The organism is Paenibacillus taichungensis (genome assembly GCF_047302525.1).
GTDB lineage: Bacteria > Bacillota > Bacilli > Paenibacillales > Paenibacillaceae > Paenibacillus > Paenibacillus taichungensis_B.
Genome location: NZ_CP168020.1, coordinates 1,933,532 through 1,950,585, shown reverse-complemented (window position 1 = coordinate 1,950,585; position 17,054 = coordinate 1,933,532). Strand labels below are relative to the sequence as shown.

Here is a 17,054-nt window from a genome sequence, read left to right as displayed (position 1 = left end):
ATGTTAACCTTTCATCTCCATCACCGAAAGGTACAATTGGGGACTAGAGGTACATATCAGCAGAGCACCAATTGATCTGACGATCGTGCAAATCATGGACGTCTTGCTAAATACAGCAAACTGCTGTTCAGATACAGTAATAACTGTACATCGCAATGACTTCATGAGGAGGATGACTTGTGCAGAAGAAGGATATGCAAACGAAGAGAAGGAACGAGATAAATAAGAACAGAGGCTATGAACGTGCCAAAAAGCATCCCATTTCCTTCAATGGTCCTGCGCCTGATTTTTTTGAAGGCGCACTACTGGGTAATGGAGGACTGGGCATTGTCGTAACAACCCGCCCGGATGCCGTGATGCTCCATTTTGGACACAACAATGTATGGGATATTCGTCTCGCCGAAGAACACCGAGACGAGCTCATGACTTTCCAAGAGGTATATGACAGATTTGCTGATCTGCCAGCTGATTTGGTGCAATTAACGGATCATCCGTGGTACAAACAATATTGTGAGCTGGCCGGCCAAAATTACAGTAAAGCTTATCCCAAACCCATGCCCTGTGGATCGCTGCTGCTGCGATATGATCGGAGAAAGGCCGAAGTCATCGGCCATACCATTGATATTGCCAATGGCCTTTGTACAATTGATTTCCTGATAGATGGCAAACCTGCTGTATTCGAACTCTTTATAGAAGGAGAGCACGACCGGGTCTGGATGAAAGTAAGAGATGTCGCGACGGGTGCTCTGGTTCCCTTATTCGAGGAGATCAAGCTTATTCCTGATCCCGAAACACCGCCTGAATTTCCTCAAACAGCAGTCCTAACCAGCGAAATTACGGGTAGACAGTCATTTACGCAAATTTTGCCGCATGTTGAGCATCCCGCTGTGCCCTATATCACACATGAAAAAGATAGAGCTTTCCGGCTCGCTGTTAACTCGTCCGGATTAACTGCAATGAAAGAACATCCTTTGCATAATCAGACGCCCGCAGTCAACGGCTCTCCTCTGGGAGAACCTGAACACGGCTTTTTGGCCTGCGCAGAGCTATGGGAAGGCCTTTATAGCCAACTCAATAATGAGGCTCACCCGCCAGAACTATCTTCCTTTAGTCAAGCTAAGGAAGAATCGAATGCAATGTGGCGTGATTTTTGGAGCCGCTCCTCCGTCTCTCTGGAAGATGAGTTTCTGGAGCGTATCTGGTACCACAATCTTTACTTTTTTAATTGTTCCGTGAGAGAGGGTGTTACCTGTCCAGGTCTATTCGCCAACTGGAGCTATCGTACCATCGGTGCAGACTGGCATGGGGATTACCATATGAATTACAACACGCAGCAGCCATTCTGGCTCGCATTCTCCAGCAATCATCTCGATAAACATCTTCCCTACGTGGATATGGTTGATCATGTACTTCCCGTCAGCCGAGCGTGGGCACGTGATTATTACGGACTGAACGGTGCTTATTTCCCCCACTCAGCTTATCCTGTTGAAATGTCCATGATGCCCTACCCTGTCCCGCACTGGGGATGGGAAATCTGTGAGACGCCTTGGACCGTGCAAAGTCTATGGTGGCACTATCTATATTCCATGGACGAGACGTTCCTGCGTGATCGTGCATTTCAACCCATGAAAGAAGCCGTGCTGTTCATGATCGATTACATGAAACGTCCAGAAGCACAGGGTGAACGCTGGGGAGATGACCATTATCACATTTTTCCGACGGTGGTGCCGGAGCTGTATGAGATTTCACCCGGATTTGCCAAAAACAAAGACTGCCTGATCGACCTGACACTGACACGATTTCTGCTCAATGCATTCACCCAGGCTTGCGGTGTCCTTGAAAGGATAGAATCCGAGCAGGAACTGCTAGAGAATGTAAAAGAGATTTTGAGCCATTTCCCTTCTTATCCCACAGCCGAATCCCGCAACGGTCCAGTCTTTGTGTCGGTGGAGGGCGAGGATCCTGACGTGGTGTATAACGTCCCGATTCCTATTACGACCGTATTTCCTGGTGAAGATCACGGGCTTCATTCGCCAGAGGAGGAATACCAGACCGCAGTAAACTCTTACCTTAACCACCGCAACGAAGGTGGGAATGAACTGGTTTTCTATCATCTTGCCGGAGCCCGGCTTGGGGTGTTGGATCTGGAACGCTTCAAGCGTCAAATCCAGTATTGTCTGCTACCAAACGGCACTTGCACAGATCGGGTCCTGATGAGCGGTGGTCGCTATGCTGACACGGAGAACTTCGATTTCATGTCCCGCATGGGCATCTGGTTCGAAAATTTCTCCCTACCTGCCGTTATCAATGAATGCCTTCTTCAAAGTTATAATGGAAACCTGCGCTTCTTTCCCAACTGGCCGAACGGACAGAAGGCAGAGTTCCATACTCTCCGTGCCGTGGGTGGTTTCCTTGTCAGTGCGGCTATCGTTGATGGGGAGACCGATTGGATCGAGATTGAGAGCGAAGCTGGTACTTCCCTAACCTTCTATATCCCTTGGGCAGAAGGGGCATTGTGCACAGTTTCTTCTGGCGAGCAATATATGCTGTCTGGTCAGGTTGGCAAGATCTCGACAGTAGCAGGGGATATCATCTCCATTGTTAAAGCAACGGTTTAGTTCATCTTGTAGAATGTGTCCATAAATAAGAAGCGTCCCGGACTATCCCGGGACGCTTCTTATTACCAAATTTACTCTTCAATTATTTCGAAGACCACAGTTCCATACGCTGAGCATATTTCTCGTTAATGATATCTTCCACTTTCTCATCGCCGGCCTTTTTCATATCCTCCAGCATCTTGTCAAATACGGAGTTGGCTTCAGCTTCACTTGGAGCAATAATGGCTCTCGTAATGCTCTGATCCATAATATCCTTCACCTTCTGGGCCGTCAGTGCTTGAGGTGTTCCCCCATCCGGATTCAGGTTGTCATACTGTGCTGTATCCCATACGGAATCGCCAAGACTCTTGAGGGCCAGTTCATCCACTTCACTGCGCTGGAATTTAACCGCCATGTCATACGGCTGTCCATTCGGATCCAGACCATTTTTGACAAACCATAACCATTTACGAACGCCGCTTTTCTTCACCGTGTCATCCCAGTTATCCTTGAAGCTCTGCAGGAATGCAGGGTCCGGTTCTCGCTTGCCATCCACCGTGGTGTATTGCTCGCCTTCCTTGCCCCACAGCAGCAAATGCTGTCCTTCATCACTCGCCAGATAATTAAACAGCTTAATTGTCTCTTCCGGGTGCTTGTTATTTTTGGTAATGGCGATCGCGTCCCATCCAAGCGAGCTTCTTGGGCCAAATGTTGTTTGAGCCGGATCTACACCTGGAGCAACAACTTTGTATGCGAATAACTGATTCTTTTCTCCGCCATCCTTCTTCAGGGCCGCATTGCCGTTACCTGGGTCCCAATATGCACCTGGGGTAGCGAATACCGCGCCAGTCGTCAGCTTTTGAATCCATGTTTGCGTTTTGCTAATGGCAAATTCCTTCTCAATCAGACCTTCTCTATATAAGCGATTGATATATAACAGCATCTCGCGATATTTGGGGTCCTTGACATCATATTGCAGACGCCCGTTGTTGTCATAATACGTTTTTAGGCCCCACATGCCTTTGAATGTTCCCAGATTCGCGCCCATGTTCTCACCGTTCATGGTCATGGGAATGGACTCTTTGCCATCAATCGTTTTGTATTTTTCTTTAAAATTTTTCAAGAGTGCTTCAAACTCGTCCGTTGTGAGGGCCTGTGAACCATCAGCTTTGTCTGGAAGAAACTCTTCCAACAGGCTCTGTCTCATCAGCATACCGAAGACAGGATCACTATCGAGACCATACCAGTTTGCCAGATAGTAGTTCTTGCCGTCTGTATAACGTGTTTTGGTCAATGTTTCGCCATACATTTCTTTCAAATCAGAACCATATTTCTCAATTAACTCATCCAGTGGAATGAATGCGCCGCTTGAAATGTACTTATCGAGGGAAGCATCTCCCCGGCTCATGACCACCACATCTGGATAGTCACCACTGGCGAGCATCAGGCTCAGTTTTTCTGTTGGATTACCCGTTGGCTGTTGGATGGAAATCTCTATGCCCGTCTTTTTGGTAATTTCCTGGGCAACCGCATCGGTAAATGGTTCTCCTTTGGTATTGCCATCAAACCAGGTCAGCGTAATCGGCCCTTGTTCCCCATCTTTACCCGCTGTATTGTTCTCCCCATCATTGGAAGAGCAGCCCGCCAGCAAACCAACGACCAATGCAGCCGTAATCCCCATAGTCATCCACTTTTTTGTCTTTGTCATTGACACCCTAATTCCTCCCAATGAATAAATTCCTGTAGTGCTAGATTGAGCATTTCCAAAACGATCTTTGCCCACCCCCTTTCAGGAAGAGGCCACCGGACGAGCCTTCCCTGCAACCGGATCATGGAATAGATTAACTCTTAACCGCTCCCAAAGTCATGCCTTTGACAAAGTATTTTTGCAGGAACGGATACACCATAACGATCGGTAAGGTAGCTACCATGGTAGCAGCCATTCGAATGGTATCACTCGAAACGGCATTCCGTTTGGCTGAGTTGGCCAGCATTTGCGATTGTGAGATCATGCCGCCGGTCTGAAATTGATTCAAGATTTTGACGAGCACGGCTTGCAGGGTCTTCAGGTCCGAGCTGTAGGTGAATGCATAGGAATCAAACCAGGCATTCCAATGCCCAATCGCTTGAAAAAGTCCCACTGTTGCAAGTACAGGTGTTGTCAGCGGCATCACAATCCGAAAGAAAATTGTCAGATCGTTAGCCCCGTCTACCCTCGCCGATTCTTCAATCTCATGGGGCAGCTGCTCCATAAAGGTACGGACAATAATCATATAGAAGACATTCATCAAACTTGGCAAAATGAACACCGAAAATGTATCGATCATGTTCAGCGCCTTAAGCACCATGTAGAACGGAATAAGTCCGCCACTGAAATACATGGTAAATATGAAGTACAGGTTCCAGCCTTTGCGACCAACCAGATTCCGCCGACTTAGCGGATACGCAAGCATCGTAATGACGAGAACCGATAGAGGTGCACCAATCAGCGTTCGTTTGACGGTTACCCACAGCCCGTTTAAAATCTCGCTATCTTTTAAAATCTGCTTATAGCTATCCAAGGTCAAGTCCCTGGGCCACAAGTAAACTCCGCCCCGTACCGTATCCTCCGCGCTGTTCAATGAAAGAACGAGTATATTCCAAAACGGAAGAAATGTAACCAGTAATACGAGAATAAGAATGAAATACACAATGATTTTGAAAATACGATCCCCGAATCTGTTCAGAATCATCACAAGCGCTCCCCTCTGTCTTTTGTAGTTAGAACAACGCCTGGTCGTTCACTTTTCTGGAAATCCGGTTCACGATGAGGACAAGAATAAAGGCGACAACGGATTTGAACATCCCCACGGCAGCACCGTATGAGAACATGCTGTTCTGTAGTCCGTATTTGTAGGCATAAATATCAATAACTTCGGAGTATTCGAGCACGGTATTATTTTGCAGCAGGTATTGCTGTTCAAATCCTGCATTCAAAATGCCTCCGACCGCGAGAATAGCCAATATAACAATTGTAGGACGCATGGATGGCAGCGTAATATGCCACATTTGCTTAAATCGGCTGGCTCCGTCCACCCTTGCCGCTTCGTAGAGCTCCGGATTAATAGAAGCGATTGCGGCGAGATACATTATGGCGCTGAAACCCATCTCTTTCCACATGTTCGACAGTGCGATAATCCACCAGAATAGAGGCCCGTTCTGCAAAAATGCGACTGGTTCTTTGACAATGCCCAGCAGAACCAGAATATTGTTAAGCATTCCATCCGAAGCCAGCAGTGTAATTACAATGTTAGCTGCAATAACCCATGAGATAAAATGCGGCAGATAAGAAACCGTCTGTACAAAACGCTTGAAAAATCCCTGTCTCGCTTCATTCAGTACAAGCGCGAGAATGATTGGAGCAGGAAATCCGAAGAACAGCGTCAGCAAGCTTGTCGCAAGCGTATTACGCATAACCCGATAGAAGTCCCCTGTAGTAAAGAAATACTCAAACCACTGGAAACCTACAAATTCAGCATGGAAGAACTGGTGCAAGAACGATCCCCCACCCGGTTGATAATTCGTAAACGCCATATACAGTCCGAACATCGGACCATAGGAAAATAGCAATGTCGCAATGAAGGCAGGAAGCATAAGCACGAATAACCATTTTTGCTCTTTTAGTCTGCTTATCAGATTATTGCTCCTGACTGTTTTGATAGCGCTTACCTTATGCATTAAATACCCTCCCTTTTTCTATATAGCAGCATGGCCGGCCATATCTTGATTCAACTTCTCTCCTATTTATCATAAATTTGACGCAGATCGCTTGCCATAGTCGAATTCTCCGAAAGATACCTCTTTTTAAAGATGTTTTTGTACAAAGAGAGGATTGGATTTACATATTCACTCTGCTATGATGAACTTTGCAACGAATAATCAGTCAAGAGAGGGCTACCTAATGCGCCAATTCTATCGAAAATACATATACATGCCTTTTGTTAACCTGAGCTTTCGTTCCAAACTATTTATGGTTTTTGTACTAGTTACCATCATCCCAATGATGCTATTGGTTTATTTTTCCTATGAACTTACCAAAACGAAACTTACCGAGCAGATCTATATCAACATGACGAACTCAACAGCTCAGATCACTAAAAATCTGGAGAATAAACTGGACAGCTACGAACATATTTCCGCCTCCATTTATTTGGATAACCGCCTTGCCAATTACCTTACGAACGAATATCAGGATGATCCATCCTATTTGGACGTCTATAATTATATTGGCAATCGAATCGACACCGTGATGGCAGCCTACCCTGATTTTGATAGCGCATTCATTTATTCGAACAATCCATCGCTGCCCAAAGATAATTATTATATCCGGCCGATTACACCCGAAGTTCAGAACACTGAACTGTTCCACAAATTGAAACAATCCTATGGGAACATTATTCATCTCTCATCGCCGCAGACAGAGAACGGTCCTGCAATGTTTACGCTCGCCCGGCTGCTGAACAACAATAGTAATCAGTACCCCTACGGGATGCTGGTCTTTCAAATTTCCGAGTCTGTCATCTACTCTCTCATGGAAAAAGAAGCAGGCGGCAAAGATATCTTTATCATAAATGATAAGGGCATTATTCTATCTTCAGCGGACAAGCAGTTAATCAACACAAGCCTGCCCGAATTGCTTCATCAGAATTTTGACGAGACGCCTTCAGGCAGATTTGATACAACGTATCAAGGTGTGAAGGCTCTAGCGGTTTATAACACGCTCAAAAACGGCTGGAAAACGGTATCCATCTTCCCTTATGACAGTATTATCAAGGATGCCAAATCTCTCTCTCAGCTTATTATCAAAATTTCACTGGGCTTCATCGGCGTGGCACTGTTGCTCATTTATATTACCGCATCGCTGTTCAGCAAACGCATCAGGACGTTAATTCGGATGATTCGGCGCATTGAACGGGGGGATTTCAATCCTACCCATGAGGAACAAATGGGCAGTGATGAGATAGGACAGCTTCACTTTGCATTCGAACAGATGACAACTCGGTTGAAAAGTCTGGTTACAGAGGTCTACCAGAAGGAGTTACAGAGCAAGGAAGCCGAGCTTGACCTGCTTCAAGCTCAGATCAACCCTCATTTTCTGTATAATACACTCGGCTCGATCTCCTCTCTGGCCGTAAAACATCAGGATCCCCAGATTCAGGATATGGTCCTTCATCTGGCCAAGTTTTATCGGATATCCCTGAATAAAGGAAAGAGCATCCTGACTATCAATGAGGAATTGAAACTGACGCAGAGCTATAATGCCATTCAGCTTATTCGATTTAAGGGCAAGCTGAACATCATCTACACGATAGATCAATCGATCCTGCCCTACTCGACCGTGAAGCTTGCTTTACAGCCTTTTGTGGAGAATGCAGTGATTCACGCTCTTTGGAATCAGGATCGGCCCCTAAATATCCATATCAAGGGCGTCATCGAGAACAATAGTATCATCTTATCTGTTATAGACGATGGAATGGGCATGCGGCGTGAGACGCTTCAGTCTTTGTTTGAAGAGAAAGAAGGACGAGGCTATGGCATTTCAAATGTGGATCGGAGAATTAAGCTGAAATTTGGTGAATACTACGGTGTTAAAGTGTATAGCAAACTAGGCATGGGAACCACGGTCCAAATCCGTCTGCCACAAAAAGAGATCCAATAAAAAAGGAGTGCGAAGCAGCCACTATTGGCTTGCAAAGCACTCCTTTTAAACAGTTCTACAGCATCCTTTTATACCTGCTCACGAATACGATACACCAGACTGTCGAAATCGCCGCGTAGAGGCAACTCCACCCCAATGTTCATCAGCGCACGGCCACTGACCGATAATCCCAGCTCTTCAATGAGATAGGTCTTGTCAGCCTGAAGACCTGCCAAACGGAGTCTAGGCAACGGTTCACCCAGCTTCTGCGAGTGAAGAAAAGCGAACAGCACATGATCACTTCCGGCAGCATCGCTGTACTGGACAGCAGTAACCCCCTTATGGCGAAGCGAAGTCAGACGGAATTGTCTTCCGAATTGCACCAGGTGGCGAATGGCTTTGTACTGACCGATGAATTCCCCGGACTGCTCAATCCATTCATCACTCCACTCGTTCAGATTGGAGCCAATACCTAGCGTGCCCATCATTGCACTGTGGAAACGATACTTCAGGGAGACGTTTCGGCCGTTCATTCCTGTAGGAGACTCGGTTACCCAACAGGTCATCATACGTGGTGCGTACGTATACGAGAAGCCTTCCTGAATGCTCAGACGGTCGAATGCATCCGTATTGTCACTCGGCCATGACTGGTCGGCATAACGGAAGATGCCCAGATCAATCCGTGAGCCACCTCCTGCGCAAGTCTCAAACTCCACATCCGGGAACTTGGCTCGCAGCTGTGACCAGATATCATAGAGACTCTGGACATGCCTTACCCATACTTCTTTCTGGCGGTTAATAGGGTGTCCCTTCATGCCAGGCTCCGTGATGGTCCGGTTCATGTCCCATTTAATGAACTTAATCTCATGGTTGCCAAGCAGTTCGGTCATAAAATTGATAATGTATTGCTTAACCTCCGGCTTGGAAATGTTCAGCAGCAGCTGATTGCGAAGCTCCGTACGTCCACGGGTCTCAAAATGATATACCCAATCTGGATGTGCTCTATAGAGATCACTGTCCGGGTTGACCGACTCCGGCTCCACCCATATGCCGAATTCCATCCCAAGTCCGTGAACCCGGTCAATCAGCTCCACAAGTCCGTTCGGGAACTTCTCCTTATTCACGTTCCAGTCGCCCAACCCCGCACGGTCGGAATGCCGCTGCCCAAACCACCCGTCATCCACGACAAATAGCTCCACACCCATCTTGGCTGCCCGCTCGGCAAGCGCCATTTGGTCCTGTGCGTTAACATCGAAGTAGGTAGCTTCCCAAGAGTTGTACAGCACTTTCCCGATTTCACTGCGCGGCAGTATGTAATCGTATTGATATTGATGCAAGCGGTGGCTCATGCCGCCAAAGCCCTCTCGACTGAATCCCCCGACAAAGACAGGCGTCTCGAACGTTTCGCCCGCACCCAGCAACCATTCACTGTCAAAATCATTGATGCCACCTGTTACCCGCACATGAGTAAATGGGGTCTTCTCAGCGACAATCTTCCAGTTGCCGCTCCAGGCCAGAGCACCAAACCATACCCCGCCGCCGCTTTCTGTCGAAAGACCATCATCAATCGCAAACCATGGGTTAGCATGACCGTCAGTGAAACCTCTCCGCGATTCAAGTACCTTTTTTCCCTCTATCAAAATGGTATTGCGCAGTTGGAATTCACCCGACCATTTCCCCGTAACATGCGTCAGGCGGTAATCCTGGAGATATGGCAAGGTCCAGGCTGCGGATTGCATGCTTTCCAGCACGATATCCTCCTGTCCCGTATTTACGATATTGGCGTAACGCTCCACCAGGTCGAATTCCGGGATGACCCGATATACCAACTGCGTTTCAAGTGCATACACCTGATCCTTCAACGTGATAATCAGCGTCTGTCTGCCATCCTGTTCAATGATCTCGTGACGGTCATACCTTACCTGAAGATCACGGACACCATCAGGCATGCGCAGTTTCAGAGATGGCTCTGTATAAGATGCACCTCCCCAGAAGCTATACTCCTCCACCTCTCCTTCCACTTCCGCGTCAAAAGAGCTATGGGATTGTAGATGGAGCAACGGAGCGCTGTCCTCGATTTCCACGGGGTCACCCCAATACAGATGCTGGAGGTGTTCTCTCTCATTAATTCCGAAAATGTAGGACGAATTTTGCGTCTGTATTGCAAATATACGTAGTTGTTCATTATATTGAATCGTCAAGTTTATCATCCTTTCGAGTTCCTGTTACCCTCGTGCTGTGTGTTGTGAACATACATATTATTGTAGGAAGCAGGAGTTAAATTAGCCATATCGCATTCTTACAATCCATAGGGGAAATCATCTCTCATTTCAAATTATAAAAATAAGGCTGCGATGCAATTCGCAGCCTTAAATCTTACTTCAAAATCAGGTTATAGATGACCTGAGCCGCTTCTGCACGGGAAGCAATCCCTTTAGGTACAAACTGTCCCTGTTTTTGGCCTTGGACCAGTCCCAATCGGGCTGCATCCTTCACCGAAACAGCTGCCCATGAAGAAACCTGAGCCATATCGGTAAACAAGATGTCTGTAGAACCAACAGGCACTTTCCCAACATTCAGTTCATATGCCTTCATCAGTATCACCGTAATTTCCTCCCGGGTAATCTGTGCGTCCGGCTGAAAACTGGCTGCGCTTCGGCCGTTTACAATACCGGCTTGGGTCGCAATCGAGATGGGTTCAGCGTACCAGGCATCTGTCGCTACATCTGTAAATTGTACTTCCCCTGCTACGGTCAGCCCCAGGGAATGAACGAGCATGGCAGTGAATTCAGCGCGGGTGACTGCCCGTCCTGGCTCAAATTGATCTTTATTTGTGCCTTCAACATACCCCTTCACTGCTAACTCCTTGATTACAGAGCTGGCCCAATGATTGGCCGGAACATCGGCAAACGTCCTATTCAGTTCCAGAACGGCATACTTGCTGAAGTGGCTCACTTTAGTCGTTAATACGCCATTCACGTAATCCGATTTGAGAAATTCCAATTTCCCATTTTCGTTAATATAATAAATTCCTCCCTGTGAAGGGTCGAAGCCTTCAGCCGCTGCCAGACTCAGCGTAACCGGATGATCAAACGCAGAGAGTGTCTCGGTTGTACCAGATTTAGTTGTTGCCGAAAGGCTGAATTCATAGATTTCTCCCTTAAGGGAAACCGTTGCCCGGGAAGATGATTCCACTGCAGCAACGACCTCCTTGGCCTTGCTGCCAAGCGGAACCATTTTCAGGGAAATCGTACTCTCTTCCTGTTGCCCCGCTGGTAGCTTGCTCAACAGCTGCTGGAACAAACTCGCAGGTACTTGTAGGGTTAGCTTGCCTGATTTCACTTCCAGTGTATGGTTGCCTAGCTGGCGTAAAACAGAAGATGACAATTGTAACTCCTGAGTACCAGCCTTGATGTCCACAATTGCTTTCCCTGCCCCACTGTCCACTTTCAGCATATCGGCTGTGATGACCAGTGTTACTGTATCGTTCTCCGGAGTCGTGCTGTTGCCGGAGTTCCCGCTAGTATTATTGTTATTGCCATTGTTGCCAGGATTGCTTGGATTACCTGGGTTGCCTGGATTTTCCGGATTGACTGGTTTTTCGGTCAATTTAACCAACTTCGATTCAGCCGGTCCAAGCGAGATGGACCATGAACCCGTGGCTGACGAAGATTCACCTGTCCACAAGTCTTTTAACGTGTAGGATTTGGATTCATTCAATCCGGCACGACCCAAATTAATCGTTTTGTTCGCTGAACTATTGGCGCTGTAATTAAATACGGCAAGGTAATAATCATTGCCGTCTTTCAGAACAAACGTATCTGCGGCGTTTGCATTCGTATTCCCTTCAAGCGGCTTGAATACTTTGCCTTTCAGCGCCACCTGAAGAACATCTGTGTTATTGTACAATGCTGTCATGTATTCCTGTGCCTTTGGATCCTTCACATCATCGGAATCCATCATCACCGTGCCGGCAATCACACCGGAATTCACCCGGCTACGGGCTTCCTCCAGGCTTGAAGCACTGCTTAATGCCAAATGATCTGGGTCTGTATAGGAATAGATCGTTCCATTTTGCCAGAAGCCATATGTCAATGAATTGAGCATGTACTCCGTCTCATTGATTTTGCCATAGGTGTCACAAGAGATCCGTCTGCTATGCGCGTATTGACTTGGAAAGATCGGTGCAATGGACGCACTAATAAACATTTTCCCATCCAATCGCTCTTCGACATAACGCATCCCTTCATTGTAAGCCTGGATTCCTGTCGTCACGGTTGTGTCATAGTGTTGGCCTTCCAGTGAGCCATGGGTCAGGAAATCCAGTTTGATGAATGTGAATCCAAGTGATTTAAACTTATCCAGAAAATAATTCATACGCATTTGACTCCCCGGATGTGTCACATCCAGTGCATATGCCCCATCCAGCGTAGGCAGAGGTTTCCCCTCAGCATCCTTGAGCACAATATCACCATACGTATATTGCCCATTGGTACCATCTACCGTTTGGCTCATATCGTTGCCCCAATACACAAATGGTCCCCAATAGATGCCTGCATGCTGACCATTGTCCTTAATTACAGATACGGCTTGGGCAAGCTCTGCATCACTCAGATTATCCCAGTAGGAATCCATATTAATGAATACATTGCCGTTATTGTTGAACTTCTTAAGATTGTTCTTGAAATAATTGGACACATCCACTACGTTCTGATACGACAGCCCGCTATCATAAGCTCCCCAGCTATTCCAGCCCACCGGAACACCTTGTGGCAGCTCCGGGTTCAACGCCAGCGGAGGTGTAATAATCGCATTGGCTTTACCGTATTCTTCAAGCCCTGTGCGGTAGTCACTGAAACCACCTACCATAATCAGTGGTGAGGACAGTTCAGTACCGGTCAGGCTGCCATGTGGCTGGGTATCGCGAGTAACGTCACTCGCTGCACCACCATACACAGCAAATTCATTCAGACGATTAGCTGAGCCTTTCCAGTCAATACCGGTCTTCCAGGTGTCATGGGTTACTGAACCAATCACCAGACCGTTACGAGTCGAGTTATTGAATACCGTTGTCATCTCGTAGCTGGTATCCGCCCGGTTCATCGTTTGAGATTTATAGCGAATCCATGCATCGTTGTCAAAAGGCACCGTAAGCACGCGGTTATCCGAGCTGACGCCGATATCCACACCACCCGTATTTTTCACGGTAATTGGTGACATGTAATTACTCTGGATCTCTGTATCACTGAAGGCATCCAGACGGTTGAGGAAATACGATTTATCTTCATAAAACCGATAGACCTGCTTCAGGGTTGGTTTGCCAGTCGAAGTATGAACAAAATTCAACTCAATGCCTTTGCCGAATCCATCCTGAATCTCCACTGGTGTTCCACCGCTCGCATGACTCTCATAACCTTTGGTTTCCACAAGGCTCTCACCAAGTTTAATGCTGCTGAAAACACCACGCATCTTCTGCCCTTCTGCCCAGCTATAGCCGACGAATCCGGTCTGGGTATTATAAGACACTTCGTATTGTCCGTTCGATACCAGAAGGCCATAGGTGTAATCAGTCACCGTTATATCCCCGTATCGTTGCGAGTCACCCGGTGTTCCCAGATCGTCATCTCCTTCACCTGGATTTTCGGGTTCTGTCTCTATCGCAGGCTCTACGATAATCCGGTCCAGATCGGGAGAATAGCCATTGTTGTCTGAAAAAGTAATCGTATTCTCGCCTTCAGTTAGTGGGAGTGTAAGATCATACGTACCTACCGTATCCCAATCCGGGGTTTTGGGCAGGTCATGGAACTGCTCTTCCCCACTATTTGCATGGACATAAAAACTCCGCGGATCACCTGAAAAATAAGCTACCGTAACGCGGTAATTACCTGTCATCGGGGCTATAATTTTATTAAACGTCAAGGAGCTCCCGCCATTCAGGTAGCCGACCTTTTTGCCACCGGAAGCATTCGGACTGTCTGTTACGCGCGCTTCACCAGTCAGCGTATTGCCCGAATCTTCGGCTTCATAGCTAAGCGTATACGGGATTACTTCAATTCGGTCAAAATCAGGGGAGTACCCATCATGATCCGAGAACGTGATGGTATTAGCTCCCTTATGAAGGGAAGCTTCCGCATCATACGTGCCTACCGTATTCCAGCTTGCCGTTTTGGGCAGATCAATCATCTCATCCGTGTCATTGTTCACCTGCATATAGACAGGTCGCTGGTCACCGGAAATATAAGATATTCGGATCAAATATGTACCATCTGCCGGTACGGTGACATTCGTAAATTGCAGTGAACTGTTTTTGTTCAGGTCGGTTACTTTCTTTCCACCCGAACTAATGCTGCTTTCTACCACCTTGGCATTGCCTTTCAAAATATTGTCGGCTGCTTCTGCCTCAATGATTGCACCATGCAAATTTTTCTTCCAGTCGTCTCCGCCCCCTTCTCCCGGGTGGCCACTGTCCAAACCGCGGATCGCAATCTTGTCGATGTCGGGTGAATACCAGTTGTTGTCATCAATCAGGATTGTGTTGGCACCAGCGTTCAACGGAAGAGTCACATCATACGTTCCCACCGTATCCCAGTCGACTGTCTTGGGCGGTTCTTCAAATTGCTTCTCCCCGCCGTTCGCACTAATATTGAATGGCCGAGAATCACCTGAAATGTAGTAAACAGAAATCTTATAATTTCCTGTCTCACTTACAGTAACATTGTTAAATTGCAAGGAACTGCCTTGGTACATGCCTCCGACCTTTTTGCCGCCTGAAGCCGTCGGGCTATCAGAGATTTTCGCGTTGCCAAGCAAAATATTCCCCTCGGCCTCAGCTTCATAGGTATTCATATCATCGGCGTGAGCTGTTCGGGCGAACTGGCCCCCGCCAACTACCAAGCAAAAAATGATAAAGAACACAAATCCTTTTTTCATAATCCGTCCCAACATAACATGCCTCCATTTTCTTTTGATTGAGTTAGGTCTCCATGTGCCTATCCTGCAGTGGTTCACAGCCATCATCTGTAATCGCTTTCATAAAGAGCTGTTAAATCCCATCTCTCCTCCTTCCTTTCCTATATGCCTAATTGTAAAAAGGAGGAGGGGGATGTTCCATACCACAATGTTACTATTCATACAGGAAAGCCTCTTTCATTCGCCATATCATGGTTTAGTAAGAGGGAGCCTACCCAAATCATGTTCAGGGAAAACGGGAGGATCATGATCGTTACCAGACAGCCTGTATCGTCATATACTTTTCCTGTATTCGTTTGGTGTGACGCCCTGTGTCTTCAGGAAAAGAGAAATAAAATAGGATGTACTCTCATAGCCCACGTTCTGCGCGATATCGTGAATCTTGAGCGAGCCATCTGCCAGCAGTTCCCTGGCTTTATCCAGTCTGATGCGTGTCAGATAATCGTGAATTGTCATCCCTGTTTTGTCCTTAAAAATGGATCTCAAATAGTTCGGTGACAAATAGACCTGATCAGACAGGCTGTTAATGGTAATCGGCTGATTGTAATTCTGATCGATGAGGGTACGGACCTTGTGAATCAGTTTTGCATTTTTGTCCATAAACCGCTCACCCAGCATACTCACAGCATCTTCCGCAGTACCGAGAATCAGATCCTCGATCTCATGCAGAGTCAGTGCATTATAGATGGAATGATACAGCTCAGCCCGCTTCGGAACAGGTTTATGAAGCTGCTCCAGCAGCTCATTAACAAGATCTATCGACCAGTCGCAGATGATTTTCTTCTTGACTCGCAGTGTTGCCAATCCCTCAATATACCCGTGCAGCTTCTGTGCCGCCCATTCAAAATCCAGTCGATTAATGGCCTCAAACCATTCCTTTTGTTCAAAAGGGGGCATATGCTCCGTATAAAACTGATTCGAAAGCGTCTCCGCATGAATGATCGTGCCTGTACCTTCATAGAAACGCTCGTTCAAAACGATACGCGTCTGTTCGTACAGACAGTGAATATGGGATAACTCGGTCTCTTGTCCTCCTACAGCTGCCGTTACCGTAAAATCCAGGGCACTACGAATAGCCTCAGCCAAGTCTTCCCACGCATAATGTCCCGGCTGCTGGGCCGCTTCCATAAATACACCGGTCTCTCCTTCCTTGTAATCCACAAAGATCGCTTTTAGGTTCTTCGCCTTGAAGAAATGGTCGAGAAAAGACACCAGCCGCCCTGTACATTCCTCCAGACTTTGCTGTTCCCCTTCAGCCTCCTTGGGATCGATACTGAACAAGGCCATTGCATATCGGTTGGTCTCAGGTTGTCGGGTTAGACGGCTGAAACTAAAAGCGAGATCAATAGCACGATCCTCATTTTTTTCGTAAGATAACTCCTTCAGGATATTGGCTTTGGCCGCCTCCATGGAACGGTTTTTAATTCCAACTTCGTCACAACGCTGTTTAACCTTACTGATAACGCTTTCAATTTCATTTAAATCCAGCGGTTTTAGCATATATCCCACGGCCCCTACGTTGATAGCCGATTTCACATATTGAAATTCATCGTGTCCGGTCAGAAACATCACCTGGATCGAGTCGTAGCTCTCATGTATCTTTCTCGCCAGATCAATACCGTTCATTATCGGCATCTGAACATCGGTAAGAACGATATCAGGCTGGGTGGCCTCAATCTTCTCCAAGGCCTCCCTGCCGTTACTCGCAGTTCCCATGATATAGATACCCATCTCTTCCCAACGGATATAATCCCTCATCATCTCAAGTCCCAGTTCTTCATCGTCTACCAAAAAAATACTATACATCAACG

General features: G+C 47.0%; 8 protein-coding genes. 2 read left to right on the top strand and 6 right to left on the bottom strand.

From position 1 onward, the window contains the following. Positions 1–179 precede the first annotated feature (179 nt). Positions 180–2,618 (top strand): glycosyl hydrolase family 95 catalytic domain-containing protein, encoded by a 2,439-nt coding sequence (locus tag ACDJ58_RS09070; RefSeq protein ID WP_413377230.1) that lies wholly within the window; start codon positions 180–182, stop codon positions 2,616–2,618. 82 nt (positions 2,619–2,700) lie between these two features. On the opposite strand, the gene ACDJ58_RS09065 is transcribed toward ACDJ58_RS09070, so the two are convergent. From ACDJ58_RS09065 to ACDJ58_RS09055, 3 genes are all read right to left on the bottom strand, one after another. After that, positions 2,701–4,305, bottom strand: a complete 1,605-nt coding sequence (locus ACDJ58_RS09065; RefSeq protein WP_413377228.1) for an extracellular solute-binding protein — start codon at positions 4,303–4,305, stop codon at positions 2,701–2,703. A gap of 133 nt (positions 4,306–4,438) precedes the next feature. Then, entirely contained in the window at positions 4,439–5,329 is an 891-nt protein-coding gene (locus tag ACDJ58_RS09060; protein ID WP_413377226.1) for a carbohydrate ABC transporter permease, read from the bottom strand. Between the two features lie 28 nt (positions 5,330–5,357). Then, complete coding sequence (locus tag ACDJ58_RS09055; protein ID WP_062322050.1) at positions 5,358–6,314, bottom strand: ABC transporter permease; 957 nt, start codon at positions 6,312–6,314, stop codon at positions 5,358–5,360. A gap of 223 nt (positions 6,315–6,537) precedes the next feature. Between ACDJ58_RS09055 and ACDJ58_RS09050 the strand changes: the two genes are divergently transcribed. Continuing rightward, positions 6,538–8,295 carry a cache domain-containing sensor histidine kinase gene (locus tag ACDJ58_RS09050; protein ID WP_413377223.1) on the top strand — a complete coding sequence of 586 codons (1,758 nt, stop codon included), beginning with the start codon at positions 6,538–6,540 and terminating at the stop codon, positions 8,293–8,295. Positions 8,296–8,363: 68 nt separating this feature from the next. Here the strand turns inward: ACDJ58_RS09050 and ACDJ58_RS09045 are convergent, their stop codons facing one another. The 3 genes from ACDJ58_RS09045 to ACDJ58_RS09035 form a co-directional block, all read right to left on the bottom strand. Further along, a complete protein-coding gene (locus ACDJ58_RS09045; RefSeq protein WP_413377221.1) occupies positions 8,364–10,484 on the bottom strand; it encodes an alpha-galactosidase in 2,121 nt (706 codons plus the stop codon). A 166-nt stretch (positions 10,485–10,650) separates the two neighbouring features. Next, the gene (locus ACDJ58_RS09040) at positions 10,651–15,219 is read right to left on the bottom strand and encodes an S-layer homology domain-containing protein (protein ID WP_413377219.1); all 4,569 of its coding nucleotides are present in this window, start codon (positions 15,217–15,219) and stop codon (positions 10,651–10,653) included. Positions 15,220–15,516: 297 nt separating this feature from the next. Continuing rightward, complete coding sequence (locus ACDJ58_RS09035) at positions 15,517–17,049, bottom strand: response regulator transcription factor (RefSeq protein WP_413377216.1); 1,533 nt, start codon at positions 17,047–17,049, stop codon at positions 15,517–15,519. Positions 17,050–17,054: the final 5 nt, after the last annotated feature.